This is a genomic window from Pelovirga terrestris (assembly GCF_014773365.1).
In the GTDB taxonomy this organism is placed as follows: Bacteria; Desulfobacterota; Desulfuromonadia; order Desulfuromonadales; family Geopsychrobacteraceae; genus Pelovirga; species Pelovirga terrestris.
The window spans coordinates 175,415-192,015 of record NZ_JACWUN010000003.1; the positions used below are offsets into that span (position 1 = coordinate 175,415).

Below are 16,601 nucleotides of genomic sequence, written 5' to 3' on the forward strand. Positions count from 1 at the left end.
CGCCTAATCCGATCCCAGCAATTCGCGCAATTTCCCGGCAATATCGGCTTCACGCATCAAGGTTTCTCCAATCAGAAAAGCCCGGGCGCCGGCCGCCTGCAGCCGTTCAATGTCTGCGCGCGAGGTGATGCCACTTTCTGCAACCGCCAGCTGGGCTTCCGGCACCAGCGCCGCCAGAGACTCAGTGATCCCCAGATCGGTGCTAAAGGTGCGCAGGTCACGATTATTGATCCCGATCAGATCCACCGGCAGCTTGAGAGCCCGCTGCATTTCAACGACATCGTGGACCTCGAGCAGGGTATCAAGGCGCAAGGCCGTTGCCTGCTGGGCCAGTTCCAGCAGCTGCTCATCGTCAAGAGCCGCAGCGATCAGTAATACCGCGTCGGCACCAGCGAGCCGCGCCTGATACAACTGATAAGGGTCGATAATAAAATCCTTACACAACAGCGGCAGGGACACCTGTTCACGAATCAACCCCAGATAGCGCAGGTGACCATAAAAGTACTGCTGATCGGTCAGCACCGACAAACAGGTGGCGCCAGCGTCCTGATAACCCGCGGCGATAGCCACCGGATCAAAATCAGCGCGGATGATTCCTTTGGATGGCGACCCCTTTTTCACTTCAGCGATGATCGCTGTGCCTCCCGATGCCACCATGGTCCGCAACGCCCGAGCGAAACCACGCGGTATATCCTCCAGGTCACCGATGCGCGCAGCCAAATCCGTAAGGGAACGCTGTGCTTTAGCGGCGGCGACTTCCTTTTGTTTGGTCAATAGAATCCGCTCCAGAATCATGCGTTTGTCATCCTTACCAGGTCAGCCAACACCGCTGCCGCGCGACCGTTGTCGATGGCCTGAGCAGCCATGGTGATGCCGTCGGGAACTATCTCCACCAGTCCGGCCGCCAGCAACGCATAAGCGCTGTTCAATAAGACAATATCCCGTTGCGCGCCAGGCGTTCCGGCCAAAATGGCGCGGACAATCTCGGCATTGCGGGCTGCGTCACCCCCCTGCAGATCAGCAAGGGCACACGAAGCAAAACCGAACTGTTCCGGCGTTATGGAGGACAGCGTCACCCCGCGGCGGTCAATCGCGGCGATCGTCGTCGCACCGGTCAGGGTAATCTCGTCCATGCCGTCACTGCCATGGACCACAAAGCCTTTACGACAACCAAGAGAGAACAGCACCGTGGCCAACTTTTCCACCAGGTCAGCGCGATAAACCCCCAACACCTGACGGTTGGCGCGGGCCGGATTGGTCAGGGGTCCCAGGATATTAAAAATGGTGCGGATACCGATCTCGCGGCGCGGACCGATGGCGTGTTTCATTGCACCATGCAGGGCAGGCGCGAAGAGAAAGCCGACACCGATCTGATCAATACACTGGGCTACCAGCGTCGGGGGCACATCCAGGTTGACTCCGAGATGCTCCAGCACATCAGCGCTGCCACAGGCTGATGATACACTGCGATTACCGTGCTTGGCCACCTTGACCCCGCAGGCGGCAACCACCAGAGCGACGGTTGTCGAAATATTAAAGCTGCGGGTGCCGCTGCCGCCGGTACCGCAGGTATCAAGGATGGTTTCCCGATCCAGGTTGATATCATCCCGGTCAAGATCAAGGGTCGTCTTCACCTCAATCGGCGTCGCATGAGCGCGCATCACCCGCGCGGCACCGACGATTTCCGGAATGGTCTCGCCTTTCATCCGCAGCGCCGTGATAAAAGCCCCGATCTGGGCGGCGGTCGCTTCACCCCCCATGATCATGGTCATCACTTCGATCATCATGTCTTCGGACAGATCCTGTCCTTCGACCAGCATGCCAATCGCCTGTCTGATCATGCGGCTTTCTCCTTGCTGCTGAGGTCGAGGAAGTTGCCCAGCAGGCGTTTCCCTTCGACCGTGAGGATCGATTCAGGATGGAACTGCACCCCCCAAACCGGCAGTTCGGCATGTTCCAGAGCCATGATTTCCCCTTCTGCTGTCCATGCCGTGACCTTGAGAGTTGCCGGAAAATTTTCCCGCCGCGCCAGCAGCGAGTGGTAACGGGTGGCAATAAACGGATTGGACAAACCGCAAAACAAGCCGCTGCCGTCGTGCTCGATGGGACTGGTTTTACCATGCATCAGGCGTCCGGCGCGCACCACCTCGCCACCAAAGGCTTCGGTAATGGCCTGATGGCCAAGGCAGATGCCAAGCATCGGGATCTGTCCGGCAAAACGCGCAATGGCCGCAATAGAGATACCGGCCTGGGCCGGGGTACAGGGGCCGGGGGAAATCACCAGGCGGGCCGGTGCCAAAGCGGCGATCCGGTCCAGACCGATCTTGTCGTTGCGGTAGACCTCAACCTCTTCCCCCAGCTCCATAAAATACTGGACCAGGTTGTAGGTAAAAGAATCATAGTTATCAATCATCAACAGCATGGCATCCGTCCCATTTCACCGACATATTACAACAAACCGCGATTGGCCATTTCTATCGCACGCTTGACCCCGCGTGCCTTATTGAGGGTTTCCTGATATTCCAGCTCCGGATCACTGTCGGCGACCACCCCGGCACCGGCCTGCAGATGCACCTGCCCCTTTTCAATCTGCAGAGTACGGATAGCAATGGCCAGGTCCATATTGCCACTGAACGAAAAGTAGCCGACCGCACCTCCGTAGACCTCCCGGCGAACTGGCTCGAGCTCGTCAATAATCTCCATCGCGCGGATCTTCGGTGACCCGCTCAGGGTGCCGGCGGGAAAAGCAGCACGGAATACGGCAAAGCTGTCGAGCTCCGGCCGCAGTCGCCCGCGCACATTGGAAACAATATGCATGACATGGGAGTAACGTTCGATCACCATCAGCTCGCTGACCTCAACACTGCCGGCCACCGCCACCCGGCCAACGTCATTGCGCCCGAGATCGACCAGCATAATATGCTCCGCCAGCTCTTTCGGGTCCGCCAGCAACTCTCTTTCCAATTCCTGATCCTCTGCCACCGTCCGGCCCCGCGGGCGGGTACCGGCAATCGGGCGCACCTCGACCTGATCACCCTCCTTACGCACCAACACTTCCGGTGAAGCGCCGACCACCAGGGATTCACCAAAACGCAGGAAATACATGTAGGGAGAAGGGTTGATGGTCCGCAAGGCCCGGTAGATATCAAAAGGATCAGACTGCAAGGGGCCACTGAAACGTTGGGACAGAACCACCTGAAAGATGTCGCCGGCGCGGATATACTCCTTGCACTGCTCGACCGCCGCCTTGAAGTCGGCGCGGGTGAAATTCGGCACCAGCTCCGCAACGGCTGACGTGTGGGCGGTCGGCTGGGGATAAACCAGCGGGCGCCGCAGCTGCTCAATCAACTGATCAATCTGTTGTTGCGCAGCGCTGTAGGCCTGCTGTGGGTCATCGCCGTCACGCAGGTGAACATTGAAGACCACCTTCACCTTCTGGCGCATGGTATCGAAGATAATCACCCGGTCGGTGATCATGAAGCAGGCATCCCAGCCACCGATGCTGCGCGGGTTCGAATCAGGCAGATCCTCGATAAAGCGCACCATATCGTAACCAAGATAGCCCACCGCGCCCCCACAGAACAGGGGCAGGCCCTCGACTTCAACCGGGCGGTAGACCGCCATCAGGCTGCGCAGGTAAGCCAGAGGATCGTCGACCGTGCCGGATTCTTCGCGTTTGTTATCAAACAGAATTTCGTAATAATCAGCGCGGCAGCGAAAAACCCGCGCCGGGCCACTCCCCAGAAAAGAATAGCGGGCCCATTTTTCGCCCCCCTCAATCGATTCCAGCAGAAACGCGTTCCGTCCATCGTCTATTTTGCGAAAGGCCGACACCGGGGTTTCCATATCAGCAAGAATCTCACGATATACGGGGATCAGATTGCCCTGCTGAGCCAGGCGGCAAAAGTGGTCTTGGCTGGGGAAGTACATAAAAAATCGATGTCCGAAATGCGCAGGCAGTAATCTCAAAGGATGTGGCTTGAAAGTTTGGGTTTTTACCACCCATGGGCAAAACAAGTCAAGACCGGCGACCTTTTGCTGCGGCCTTAACCCGGCGAGAAAAACCGACACATTCAAGTCAACCACACAAGGCTGTTCCGGACAGAACGCTATTTACCTGGCGACTGGTCCCCTATATGAAAAAAAATACCATTTCATTTTCATCGGTTTTTCGTCACACAAATCCGAAACAGGGTTATATTATAGTGTAAAAAATCACCAATCAGAGCAAAAGAAGAAGGCAAATAGTAAACATTGTTATCAAAAAAATACATACCGAATTAAAAATGATTTTCTTTTATTGTTCAGGACCTTAAATGCTGAAAACTGGGCCAGATCCGGCAAGAAAAAAAGGGGCGTTTTAAAAAAATAAAAAACCATATTGACAAAAATATAACAGCGTATTACTGTTCCCGCCATCAGCCTCCCCAGGTGAGGCAAGAGTTGCCAATGAGAATAATTGACCTATTATTTTATAACCAATCGGTTTCTCTCCGAGGGTGTTTATGTCAGGCAGGGATAAAGATTCTTATAATATCCGCTCCGTAGAAAACGCGTTGCACCTGCTCGAGGCCCTGGCAAGCGACGGAGACCGGTACAGTCTGGCACAACTTAGCGACAGGCTCGATATGACCAAAGCCAGCCTCTTTCGCCTGATGGCGACCTTCGAAAATATGGGCTATGTCGAGCGCGGCGAGCACACCGGCGAGTATCAGCTGGGGATGGGCGCCTTCGAAACCAGCCAGAAGCTCCTGGCGCGCATGCCCTTGCTGCGCCACGCCCGCCCGGTCATGTCCCATCTGGCGCGTCAGTGCGACGAGTCGGTTTATCTGGTTGTACGCCGCGGCCAGGATGCTCTGTTCCTGGAAATGGCCGATAATGATCAGAAGGTCAATGTCGCTCCGTTAACCAGTCATCGCTTTGCCCTTGAACGTTGTGCCCCCGGCAAACTGATGCTGGCCTTCTCCGAGGGCCCACTAGCAGCACCTGAAAATACCACTTCTGACCAATCACAGTACCGTTCACAGCGCTATTGTGTGGACCATAATGGACTCGGTGAAGGCAGCAGCGCCCTGGCCGTTCCCCTGTTTCAGCAAGGGCAAAAACTAGCCGGTTGTCTGACCATCGTTGCTCCAACCTTCAGAATGAACGATCAGCGCATCAACAGCGAGCTCCTGCCGGCCCTCAAGGCTGCCGGCGATATGATTTCGGCACGGCTGGGCTACAATCTTTACAGCCCCAAAGGGCTGACATGAACGCAAAAGAACAAGCACTCAGCCACACCAGGCTGTCAACTCTGTAGTTACCGGATTTCAGATCTGGCATTCACAAAGAAAGGAGGCCGCGAATTCGAGAGTAAATTTTGGGCGAACATCATGATTTTGCTCACGCTTTAACGGTTTCAGGCTGTCACCATCACCATGAATAAAGAGGAGGAAAACAATGGAAGATCAAGGTAAAGCTTACTGGTTCGCAACGTTAAAATTGATTGCGTCTATTCTCGCTGTCTGGGCACTCGTCTCCTACGGTTTCGGGATTCTTTTTGCCTCGGCATTGGACAACATTTCCCTTGGGGGGTACCCCATGGGTTTCTGGTGGTCTCATCAAGGCGCCATGTATGTCTTTATTGCGTTGATTTTCATCTACGCGAAATTACAGGACAACGTCGACAGAAAATTCAACGTTCACGAAGAATAAAGAGGAGGAAACCTAATGAGTCTGCAATTTTTAACCTATCTAGTTGTTGGCGCGACCTTTGCGCTTTATATCGGCATCGCCGTCTGGGCACGTGCCGGCAGCACCGGTGAGTTTTATGTTGCCGGGGGTGGCGTTCACCCGGTTGTTAACGGTATGGCGACAGCAGCCGACTGGATGTCGGCGGCCTCCTTTATCTCTATGGCCGGTCTGATTGCCTACATGGGCTACGGCGGCGGTCTGTTCCTGATGGGCTGGACCGGCGGCTACGTGTTGATGGCAACCGTTCTTGCCCCTTACCTGCGCAAATTCGGACGCTTTACCGTGCCGGCCTTTTTTGCTGATCGCTACTATTCCAAAGCGGCAGCGGCGACAGCCGTTATCTGTCTGCTGGTGGCATCGATCACCTATATTATCGGCCAGATGACCGGTGTTGGTGTTACCTTTGCCCGTTTCCTCGGCGTCACCAATGAAATGGGGATCTACCTCGGTATGGGTATTGTTTTCTGTTACGCGGTGTTCGGTGGCATGAAGGGGATTACCTACACCCAGGTCGCTCAGTACTGCGTGCTGATCTCGGCCTACACCATTCCGGCAATCTTTATCTCCTTCCAGCTCACCGGCGTACCGATTCCCCAGTTAGGTCTTGGTGCTTCTCTGGTGGGTGAAGACATCACCCTGCTGGCCAAGCTGAACCAGGTGGTTACCGAACTCGGTTTCGGTGAATACACTACCGCGCTTCCCGGCAGCAAACTGAACATGTTTGTTTACACCTTCTCGCTGATGATCGGTACGGCCGGTCTGCCCCACGTTATCATCCGCTTCTTCACCGTTCCTACGGTTAAGGATGCACGTCTTTCCGCCGGCTGGGCCCTGGTTTTCATCGGCATTCTTTACACCACCGCCCCGGCTGTTGCCGCCATGGCACGCTACAATCTGCACGCAACCGTCAGCCCTGAAATTTTGTCCGGCGCCCCTCTCGTTGCAGAAGGTGCCGGCCTGCTTCATGCAGATCGACCCGACTGGATGAAACGTTGGGAGGTTACCGGCCTGCTCTCGTGGGAAGACAAAAATAACGATGGTCGTATTCAGTACTACAATGACAATTCGAAGGATCCCAAGTTCGCTGCCGCCGGCTGGCAGGGCAACGAGCTGACGGTTAACCGCGATATTATCGTTCTGGCCAACCCGGAAATCGCCTTGCTGCCCAACTGGGTTATCGCTCTGGTAGCTGCCGGTGGTGTTGCTGCGGCATTGTCGACAGCAGCCGGTCTGCTCCTGGCAATCTCTTCAGCCATTTCCCACGATCTGCTGAAGAAGATCTTTGTTCCTGACATGAGTGAAAAGAACGAGCTTCTGGCCGGTAAACTCTCCATGGCAGCGGCCATCGTTCTGGCCGGCTACCTGGGTCTGAACCCGCCGGGCTTTGCTGCCGGTACCGTTGCGCTGGCCTTTGGTATTGCCGCCTGTTCGATCTTCCCGGCCTTGATGATGGGTATTTTCAACAAGAACATGTGTAAATACGGCGCTATCTCAGGGATGGCAGTCGGTCTGTTTATCACCCTGTTCTACGTATTTGCCCACAAGGGAATTTTCTTCTTCAAGGGAACCGAATACCTCGGTCTGATCGGTGGTGCCAACTCCTTCTTCGGTATCACTCCGGAAGCCTTCGGTGGTATTGGCGCCTGCTTGAACTTCTTGACGGCCTACGTCGTCAGCAAGTTCACTCCGCCGCCGCCTGATCATATCCAGGCAATGGTTGAGAACGTCCGTACCCCGCGCGGCTCCAGTGCTGTCACCGGCGGTGGCGGTCACTAACCCTGAAATCCTGATATTGCCCCTGAGGCAAATCTGATTCCTTGCCCCGTCGGCTTGACAGTCGACGGGGCCTTTTTTTGACCCACCAGACGCTACGGGGTTGTTTATTCTTTTCCCCTCAGGTAAAAACATTTTCCTGATACTGCAACTAATAAATTTTTCTTTTATCGCGGAGCGGATTCATGCAATTAATGTTCGACGCCACTACTGTTATCACCTGGCTGCTGTTTCTGGCAATGTTTCCCCTGTCATTTTTCTGGTTGCGACGCGCCAAGCGCATTCTGGTTGACAAGAATTATTCCGAAGTCGCCCTCAAAGGTGGATTGCCGCCGGAAAATCCGGCGAAATACGCCTTGATTGCCGGCCTGATTAACCTGATCGCCGGCGGCACCGCAGCCTGGGTCATCATCGGCGTCCCCCTCTACATCGCGACCGGTATTACCATCGGGCCCTTCATCGCCTATCAGGACTGGAGTGCTGTCGGTGGTGTAACAATCTGGTCCAAGCTGATGGCCGATTTTATCTTAAGCCGCTATGCTCACCCTTTCCAATTCGGCAAGAAAAAAGACAACTGATCCGGAAACAACACCTCTTTCGCTGTCGGCATCATCTGTGATATTGTCCCAAATCGATACGGGCAAGTTTCTACTCTAGTGGCTTGCCTCTGCGTCTTTATTTCTTGACCGACGAGCTGAACTTCATGGGACTTATCCAATCCTTGCGCGACACCCAGCCTTTTGATCAATTACCCGATGCGGTTTTTCAGCGCATCAGTGAATCAGCAAAGGTGCAGAAATTTCCGGCGCAGATCCACATCTTTAATCAGCACGACGAGCCGACCGGGTACCTCTACGTGATTAAATCCGGCCTGGTGGAGATTGTTGTACTGGCACCGGGCGGGGTTGAAATGACCGTCGACCTTCGCAAGGAGGGCGCTTTTTTTGGCGGCACACCGATCTTCACTGATGGCGGCTATACTGCCGGTGCACGACCGGCGACGGAGACGGAATGCTATCTGATTCCGGGCGATCTGCTTGCTGAAATTGCCGCCAGCTATCCCCACATCACTGACTATTTTAATAAAACTGTCTACTCCCGGGTGCGCAATCTGTATTCGGATATGGTTAACGAGCATGCAAGCAACACCCTGACCCAGGTTGAAGCCTATCCCTTTAAAAAACGTTTATCAGAAATCATGTCCGCTCCGGCAATAACCTGCACCCTGGACACACCAATCCCTGAAATTGCCCGGCAGATGACGGTTCGCGGGATTGGAGCGGTACTGGTATGCGATGCCAACAAACGATTGACCGGCATCGTTACCGAGCGGGACCTGGTGTCCAAGGTGCTGGCCCGGCAGATGGCTAATTGTAAAACCGCCACCGCCGCTGAGGTGATGACCTCCAACCCCCACACCATGAGCCCAGAGACCTTCATGTACGAAGCGACCACCTTCATGATGGCTCATAAAAATAAACATATTCCGATCCTTGATCGCGATACCATTGTCGGTATTGTTACCCTGCAGGATCTGATGAAATATCGCAGTCAGAAATCAATGCTGCTGGTTGGCAATATCAACAAGGCACGCACCATTGAGGATCTGATCATCGCGCGTTCGGAAATCGTTAAGGTGGCACGGGCGCTGATGGGTGAATCCCGTTCCCACGTCGAGACCATAGAGATTATCTCCTATATCCACCACCGCATCATTCGCCGTTGTTATGAAATTGTGCTGGATGATGCAAAACGCCATGGCCTGACCCCCCCGGATATTCGTTTCTGCTTTTTTATCATGGGCAGCGGTGGCCGCAAGGAGATGCTGCTAGGTCCGGATCAGGACAACGGCTTGATTTATGAGGATTTCCCTGACAGCAAAAGCGAGGAAGTAGAGGCCTTCTTTGCGCCCTTCGCTGAAAAGCTGGTCGGTGCCCTGGCACGCATTGGCTATCCGCGCTGTAAGGGCAAGGTCATGGCCAACAACCCGATCTGGCGTGGACGACTTAAAGAATGGAAAAAGCGGATCGCTGACTGGATCAGAGTGCCGGAACCCCAGAAGGTACGTTACTCATCCATTTTTTTCGACTTCATGCCGATTGCCGGAGAAGCGACCCTGTGCCAGGATCTGCGCGATATTGTTCATCGTCATATCAAAGAGCATCCGATTTTCCTCTACCACATGATGGAACTTGATTTTAAGCACAAGGTTCCCTTAAGTCTGATTGGTCGCTTTACCACCAGTCGCGAAAAAGAGCATAAGGGGACCCTCTCGGTCAAAGAAGCCGGCAGTATCTTCATCGTCGACTGTGTTCGTATGTTCCTGCTTGAACAGCAGATCGATGCCACAACCACCAGTGAGCGCATCGACGAACTGGTCAAACTGAAAATCTTCACTTCGGAAACCGCTGAACACATCAAGGCCGCGTTCGAAGCCTTTACCTTTTTGCGTTTACGCAACGAAATTGCCATGATCGATCAAGGCAAGTTTCCCTCACATTTTCTCAACCCCCATGAACTGTCAAAAAATGAGCAGGACCTTCTCAAGGAGGCTTTCCGTGTTGCAGGCAAGTTGCAGGATTCAACCAAACGCCATTTTTCCAGACAGATCAGCTGATAAGGCCGTTTTTTGCACCGCTTGATGCATCACTGCTGCAACTTGATATCCAGTGTCCAGGCCCGGATTCGTTGCTTAAACAGGAAATGATTCTTTACAACGAGGTCCTGTCAAGCTACCATTAGCTCATCTTTATTGAGTGAAACCCCACTCCCTGTTGCCGCCAATGCGATGAGGCCCTATGGACAGAGAGCAGCAACTGCATTCTTACTGGAAAGAGACTCTGAAATACGTCTTTATCCTTTTATCTGTCTGGTTCACCGCCTCCTGCCTGTTTGGCGTGTTACTGGTTGAACAACTCGACCACTTCAATCTCTTCGGTTTTCCCCTGGGCTTCTGGTTCGCCAATCAAGGGTCCCTGCTGATCTTCTGCATCCTGATACTCGTTTACGTTCGCCTGATGAATCATCTCGATCAGAAATACGATGTCTATGAAGACTGATGGCGTCGCAAAAACTCGCCATCTGCGGCGTTGCTGTGATCGTCTCCCCGCTTCGACGTACGCAAGTACGCCTCATTGCTCGACAATGACGCGCCTTGCATTTGCCGCTTTTTGCTTATCCATCTTATTTAGTACTTTCTCCGAAAGTATCAAGACTAAACCCGGCACCGGGCGAAAGGACCTTTCGTCATGAGCATACTGGCCTGGACCTGGGCTCTGGTTTCCGTCACCCTGCTTTTGTACATTGCCATCGCCCTTTATGCCCGCAGCACATCCACCAGCGATTTCTATACCGCTGATCGATCGCTGCACCCGATCATGAATGGCATGGCAACCGGTGCGGACTGGATGTCGGCCGCCTCCTTTCTCTCCATGGCCGGACTCATCTCCTTTATGGGGCGCGACGGCTCCATGTATCTGATGGGCTGGACCGGCGGCTATGTGCTGCTGGCGATGCTGATCGCGCCCTATTTGCGTAAGTATGGGCGCTATACGGTTCCTGAATTTATCGGTGATCGCTACTATTCCCTGTTTGCAAAAATCCTTGCAGTACTCTGTGCCATCCTCATCTCCTTTACCTATATCGCCGGACAGATGCGTGGGGTGGGTATCGTCTTTTCACGCTTTTTAGAAGTACCGATCAATACCGGTGTGGTCATCGGCATGTTCGTGGTTTTTTTCTATGCCGTCATCGGCGGGATGAAAGGCATCACCTACACCCAGGTTGCCCAGTATTGCATCCTGATCATTGCTTACATGATTCCCGCCATCTTTATCTCGATCATGATGACCGGCAATCCGGTCCCTTTCTTCGGGATCGGCAGCACCATCAGTGCCGATGGGGCGGCAATTCTAGGTGATGCCGGCGCCCAGGGCCGCCACCTGCTGGCGGTATTGAATGATCTGCATACTGATCTCGGGTTTGCCGAGTACACCTCCGGCATCCGACCCAAAATTGATGTCCTGTGCGTGGTGATTGCCCTGATGCTTGGCACGGCAGGGTTGCCCCACGTTATCATCCGCTTCTTTACCGTTCCGCGAATCCGCGACGCCCGCTCTTCAGCGGGGTGGGCACTGATTTTTATCGTTCTGTTGTATGCCAGTGCACCAGCGGTGGCAATTTTTGCCCGCACCAACTTCATCGGCAGTATCCACAATGTCCACTACAGCGACGCGCCTGCCTGGTTTAAAAGCGCTGAGTTAAACGGACTGGTTGCCTGGGTCGACAAGAACGGCGATGGTCGCATGCAATATGGGCCCGGCGATGCGATCGTCGGCAAGCCCAAGCAGATCGGCCATCTGGGGGCCTTTGGTCAGCAGACCGTCAAAAATTCAAGAACCGCTAACAGCAACGAAGTGTATATTGATCGCGACATTATCGTTCTGGCTAACCCGGAGATAGCTCAGCTACCTAACTGGGTGGTTGCATTGGTCGCTGCCGGTGCCCTCGCGGCTGCCATGTCGACAGCGGCCGGACTGCTGCTGGTCATTGCCTCAGCCATTTCCCACGACCTGATCAAGGGGGTCCTGATGCCAAGCATCTCTGAAAAGGGGGAGTTGTTGTGGGCTCGCTGTGGTGCTGCCGGAGCGGTTGTTGTCGCCGGACTGTTCGGCATTTTCCCCTTAGGTTTTGTCGCTCAGGTCGTCGCCTTCGCCTTTGGCCTTTCTGCCTCGACCTTTTTTCCGGTTATTCTGATGGGGATTTTCAGCAAGCGGGTCAATGTTTACGGAGCAGTAAGCGGCATGCTGGGAGGAGTATTGTTTACCGCCGCCTATATCGGCTTTTTTACCCTATTCTATCCAGAGTTGAACTCAGCGGATTATTGGTTATTCGGCATCTCGCCCGAAGGGATTGGTGCGATCGGCATGCTGATCAACTTTACCCTGCTGGTTATTGTCTCACGTTTCACCGCGCCGCCGCCGCTGGAGGTCCAGCATCAGGTTGAGAATCTGCGCTATCCGGTTGACCGCGATCGCGGTGAAACGAAAATCGCCAGCAAGACCCGACGCGCCTACTAATAATTTAATGGATAGAGATACAGGAACCCTGGGATACCCGGTTTGTATGAATTTCTGAAGGCCTCTGCGATATAAAATACCCCTGAGAACCATTGTTCATCAGGGGTATTTTACCAACAACAATGCATTTAGACAAAACTACAGTAGGTTCTTCACCGCATTCAGAGCAGCATTATAATCAGGCTCGGCGGTCACTTCAGGCACCAACTCAACGTAAGCAACCTGGTCATCGGCATCGATAACGAAAACGGCGCGTGCCAGCAACTTGAGATCTTTGAGCAGAACGCCGTAATTCAACCCGAATGAACGCTCCTGATAATCGGAAAGGGTCTTGACCTTGTCGATACCGGCATTGCCACACCAGCGCTTCTGCGCGAAGGGCAGATCAACGCTGATGGTATAAACAACGACAGCATCAGGCAATGCCTCAGTATCCTGATTGAACTTGCGGGTCATGGCGTCACACACCGGGGTATCAAGGGATGGCACCACGGTGATCAGGCGGATCTTCCCCGCATCGGTAGCCAATGTTACCGGCTGCAGGCCGTTATCAACAACATGAAAGTCAGGAGCAGCATCACCCACCTTGATTTTCGGTCCCAGCAGGGTGGCAGGATTTCCCTTGAACTCTACGGCCCCGTCACGTTCCAGATCTATACTCATCATTTTTCTCCTTCATTTCTTTTTTGTTGGTTTGAGGGCGTTTGGCGGCACAATCATCACCGGTCGGTGAGACTTGCGCAGAATTTTTTCTGCGACACTGCCAAGAAAAGCGTACTCCAGACGTCCTTTACTGTGGCTTCCGATAACAATCAAATCAGCATCAATACTGTCAGCCATGGTCAGAATCATCGGCACCGGCTCGCCGTGATGGACTTCGACCTTGGGTGGATGGGCAACTTCTTCCTCCAAATATTCGGCTTCTTCAAGAATCAGTTCATGAAGCTGCTTGCGGGTCTGCGCAGCCAGTTCCGCCTCGTTTTCCTTGTTGAATTTTGCCAGTTTGTCAGCCCCCATTGCCAGGGACACCATGTTCATCACCGAGGCGTCAACGGTGGGCATAACGTGTAGGACATATATCTGGGCGTGGAACTTACAACCGAGCTCGAGGGCATAACGGATGACCCGGGCCGAATCTTTGCCCAGATCACGGGCTACCAGGATGTTCTTCATTCTGACTTCCATCGATATATCCTCCTGAGGGCTTTCGGGTAAACTGCTCATATCAACCATCTCAATTATAGCGCAAAAAAAGCTGCCTCAACCAGAAGCCAACTGTTGTTTTTTCCGCCTCCGGAATTGAAGGATTACCACCCCGGCCAAAGCTCCAAGAATGGGAATATACAGTAACTCCTTGGGAGGGCGATCAGTCGGCACCTGAAAATTGAGGATTTCCTGGTCAAAATCGATTCCTGCGCGCGCAGCCGGACTGGCAAAAGCCACCATATCAACAAAAATCCGCCCGTCAATTTCGATGGTTTCTATTCCCAGAGCAGCCAGACGTTCGGCGCCGGTCGTCTCATTGCCGACAGTCAGCATAATTGCTTTGGTATATTCGCGTCCACTCAGGCGTTCACCCTTAAGGGTCAGGCGCAAGGCCTCACCCGACTCCATGTCACCGATCCAGACGGCTAATTCCGACGGCGGTTCTTCCATTAACGGTGGATATAACCGGTCCCAAATAATCCCGGGACGAAACAAGCCGATAGCAATCAGCAGCAGCAACGCCGATTCCCATTTGCGATTACGAGTCAGCATGTACCCCTGGGTGCCCGCCGCAAAACATAGCATAGCTATCAATGCCGTTATAATGACAATGATCAGATGAAACCAGCCGGTCAGCCCGATCAGCAGTAACTGGTTGTTGAAAATAAACATGAAGGGGAGAATGGCCGTCCGCATGTCATAGGTAAACCCCTGAATACCGGTACGGATCGGATCGCCGCCAGAGATCCCGGCAGCAGCGAAGGCCGCCAGACCCACAGGCGGTGTATCATCGGCAAGGATTCCAAAATAAAAAACAAACAGATGCACAGCGATCAGCGGAACAATCAACCCGTTTTGGGCCCCCAGCTCAACAACAACCGGAGCCATCAGGGTCGAGACAACAATATAGTTAGCAGTGGTCGGCAGTCCCATTCCCAGCAGCAGGCTGATAATCGCAGTAAACAACAGCACCAGCATGAGACTGCCACCAGAGATAAACTCAACAAACTCGGTCATGACCAGACCGATCCCGGTCAAGGTCACAGTACCAACAACAATCCCCGCTGCTGCCGTCGCCACACCGATACCGATCATATTGCGGGCACCGGCCACCAAGCCGTTGATCAAATCAGTTGCACCGGTAAAGACTGAATAATTCTCACCTTTGGCTTTGCGGAAATAGCCCTTTAGAGGACGCTGGGTCAATAAAATAAAAATCATCAACATCGTGGCCCAATAGGCCGACAATGCCGGCGACAGACGTTCCACAACCAGGCACCACATAAGAACGACAATCGGCAATAAAAAGTAATAACCAGCTTGCGCGGTTTCTTTTAGAGGTGGCAGCTCCTTGATTTCTGTCGTCAATTCCAGATCCGGCACTTTGCAGGCAAACCACAGCAACAGCAGATACGCAACGAGCAGAATCGCAATGACGATATAAAAAGCACCATCTCCGGCAACGATCTTTATCCAGCCAAGGCCATAATAGGTGACAACAGTAATGACCAGCAGCAGCACAATCGCCGTAGCAAAGGTAAAAATCTTACGCATGAACGAGGTTACTATCGGACGTTTCATCCCCTCGAGCCCCATCTTGCAGGCTTCAATATGAACAATGTAGAACAGCGCGATATACGAAATTACCGCCGGTAAAAACGCATGCTTGATAACCTCGATGTAGCTGATACCGACATACTCCACCATCAGGAAGGCTGCCGCACCCATAACCGGTGGCATCAACTGACCGTTGGTAGAACAAGCCACCTCAATCGCACCAGCCTTTTCTGCCCTGAAACCGACCTTTTTCATTAAGGGAATGGTAAAGGTGCCGGTGGTAACGACATTCGCAATGGAAGAACCGGAACACATGCCGGTCAAACCGGAAGCGACAACCGCTGCCTTGGCCGGCCCTCCGCGAAAATGGCCAAGGGCGGCAAAGGAGGTACGGATAAAATAATTGCCCGCACCGGCTTTTTCGAGCAGGGCACCAAAGAGCACGAACATGAACACCATCCCGGCGGACACACCAAGGGCAACCCCGAACACCCCTTCGGTTCCTAACCAGTAATGAGACATCCCTTTGGCAAAGCTGGCACCTTTATGGGCAATGATGTCGGGCATATATTGCCCACCAAAGGTATAAATAACAAAAATAGTGCCAACAACCATCAAGGGCGGTCCCAAGGCCCGCCGCGTCGCTTCGAGCATCAGCACCATGCCGATGATTGCCACCACCAGATCCATCGTTGTCGGACTACCCGGCCGAATGGACAGTTCCGCATTGAACAGATACAGATAGCCGGCACAAAAAGCTGCAATCAGGGCGATGATCCAGTCCTGCACAGGAATATACTTTGATGGTGAACTTTTTAGAGTGGGGAACGCGGTATAGGCCAGAAACATGGCAAATGCCAGGTGAATAGAGCGCGCCTGGGTATCATTGAGAACAAAAACATTAAAAAGGTAGGGCAGTGGTGAGGCGTACCAAAGCTGAAACAGAGACCAGAACAGCGGAACAAAAAAAAGAATTTTTTTAGGCACTGCCCCGGTCGGGTTACGCGCCCCCCCTTCCGTTTCGGCCATTACCTTTTTGAGTTTATCGTTGAGAGTACTGGTCGCTAACGTGTCACTCATGATCATGCCCCTTCATTCGAACAAGCACCGGATACGTATCCATCAACGCATTCAAATTGATTAACCTAGAGCAACTGTTCAGCACGATCCTTGCACCGGGTCGAGCAGCCTGTGGCAAGGGTTTTTGGTCACCATGGACGGCGACAAAAAGCGGTCATGGATGACGAAAAG

At 53.4% G+C, this 16,601-nt stretch carries 15 protein-coding genes; 8 read left to right on the forward strand and 7 right to left on the reverse strand.

The window, feature by feature from the left end; genetic code table 11:
- Positions 1–3 precede the first annotated feature (3 nt).
- From trpC to trpE, 4 genes are read right to left on the reverse strand one after another with little or no spacing between them, the layout of a single operon-like run.
- Entirely contained in the window at positions 4–795 is a 792-nt protein-coding gene (trpC, locus tag ICT70_RS03835; RefSeq protein WP_191154060.1) for an indole-3-glycerol phosphate synthase TrpC, read from the reverse strand.
- Positions 792–1,841 carry an anthranilate phosphoribosyltransferase gene (trpD, locus tag ICT70_RS03840; protein ID WP_191154061.1) on the reverse strand — a complete coding sequence of 350 codons (1,050 nt, stop codon included), beginning with the start codon at positions 1,839–1,841 and terminating at the stop codon, positions 792–794. The genes trpC and trpD overlap by 4 nt, the downstream gene beginning before the upstream one ends.
- Positions 1,838–2,422, reverse strand: a complete 585-nt coding sequence (locus ICT70_RS03845) for an anthranilate synthase component II (RefSeq protein WP_191154062.1) — start codon at positions 2,420–2,422, stop codon at positions 1,838–1,840. The genes trpD and ICT70_RS03845 overlap by 4 nt, the downstream gene beginning before the upstream one ends.
- Positions 2,423–2,448: 26 nt before the next feature.
- On the reverse strand, positions 2,449–3,930 hold the full coding sequence (gene trpE / locus ICT70_RS03850) for an anthranilate synthase component I (RefSeq protein WP_191154063.1): 1,482 nt from the start codon (positions 3,928–3,930) through the stop codon (positions 2,449–2,451).
- A gap of 49 nt (positions 3,931–3,979) precedes the next feature.
- Here trpE and ICT70_RS03855 point away from each other — a divergent pair, with 49 nt between their 5' ends.
- The 8 genes from ICT70_RS03855 to ICT70_RS03890 all read left to right on the forward strand — a co-directional run bounded on the left by ICT70_RS03855 (position 3,980) and on the right by ICT70_RS03890 (position 12,587).
- A complete protein-coding gene (locus ICT70_RS03855) occupies positions 3,980–4,372 on the forward strand; it encodes a hypothetical protein (protein ID WP_191154064.1) in 393 nt (130 codons plus the stop codon).
- A 133-nt stretch (positions 4,373–4,505) separates the two neighbouring features.
- Positions 4,506–5,255: an IclR family transcriptional regulator gene (locus tag ICT70_RS03860; protein WP_191154065.1), complete on the forward strand. Its 750-nt coding sequence runs from the start codon at positions 4,506–4,508 to the stop codon at positions 5,253–5,255.
- A gap of 187 nt (positions 5,256–5,442) precedes the next feature.
- Positions 5,443–5,697 carry a DUF4212 domain-containing protein gene (locus ICT70_RS03865; protein ID WP_191154066.1) on the forward strand — a complete coding sequence of 85 codons (255 nt, stop codon included), beginning with the start codon at positions 5,443–5,445 and terminating at the stop codon, positions 5,695–5,697.
- Positions 5,698–5,712: 15 nt separating this feature from the next.
- The gene (locus ICT70_RS03870; protein WP_191154067.1) at positions 5,713–7,512 is read left to right on the forward strand and encodes a sodium:solute symporter family protein; all 1,800 of its coding nucleotides are present in this window, start codon (positions 5,713–5,715) and stop codon (positions 7,510–7,512) included.
- 182 nt (positions 7,513–7,694) lie between these two features.
- On the forward strand, positions 7,695–8,087 hold the full coding sequence (locus tag ICT70_RS03875) for a hypothetical protein (protein ID WP_191154068.1): 393 nt from the start codon (positions 7,695–7,697) through the stop codon (positions 8,085–8,087).
- Positions 8,088–8,212: 125 nt separating this feature from the next.
- The gene (locus ICT70_RS03880; protein WP_191154069.1) at positions 8,213–10,126 is read left to right on the forward strand and encodes a DUF294 nucleotidyltransferase-like domain-containing protein; all 1,914 of its coding nucleotides are present in this window, start codon (positions 8,213–8,215) and stop codon (positions 10,124–10,126) included.
- A 181-nt stretch (positions 10,127–10,307) separates the two neighbouring features.
- Positions 10,308–10,568 (forward strand): DUF4212 domain-containing protein, encoded by a 261-nt coding sequence (locus ICT70_RS03885; RefSeq protein WP_191154070.1) that lies wholly within the window; start codon positions 10,308–10,310, stop codon positions 10,566–10,568.
- A 189-nt stretch (positions 10,569–10,757) separates the two neighbouring features.
- Entirely contained in the window at positions 10,758–12,587 is a 1,830-nt protein-coding gene (locus ICT70_RS03890; RefSeq protein ID WP_191154071.1) for a sodium:solute symporter family protein, read from the forward strand.
- 138 nt (positions 12,588–12,725) lie between these two features.
- On the opposite strand, the gene tpx is transcribed toward ICT70_RS03890, so the two are convergent.
- From tpx to ICT70_RS03905, 3 genes are all read right to left on the reverse strand, one after another.
- On the reverse strand, positions 12,726–13,250 hold the full coding sequence (gene tpx, locus ICT70_RS03895; RefSeq protein ID WP_337906635.1) for a thiol peroxidase: 525 nt from the start codon (positions 13,248–13,250) through the stop codon (positions 12,726–12,728).
- A 12-nt stretch (positions 13,251–13,262) separates the two neighbouring features.
- Positions 13,263–13,772 (reverse strand): universal stress protein, encoded by a 510-nt coding sequence (locus tag ICT70_RS03900; protein WP_191154073.1) that lies wholly within the window; start codon positions 13,770–13,772, stop codon positions 13,263–13,265.
- A 75-nt stretch (positions 13,773–13,847) separates the two neighbouring features.
- The gene (locus ICT70_RS03905; protein ID WP_191154074.1) at positions 13,848–16,430 is read right to left on the reverse strand and encodes a TRAP transporter permease; all 2,583 of its coding nucleotides are present in this window, start codon (positions 16,428–16,430) and stop codon (positions 13,848–13,850) included.
- Between the last annotated feature and the right edge of the window lie 171 nt (positions 16,431–16,601).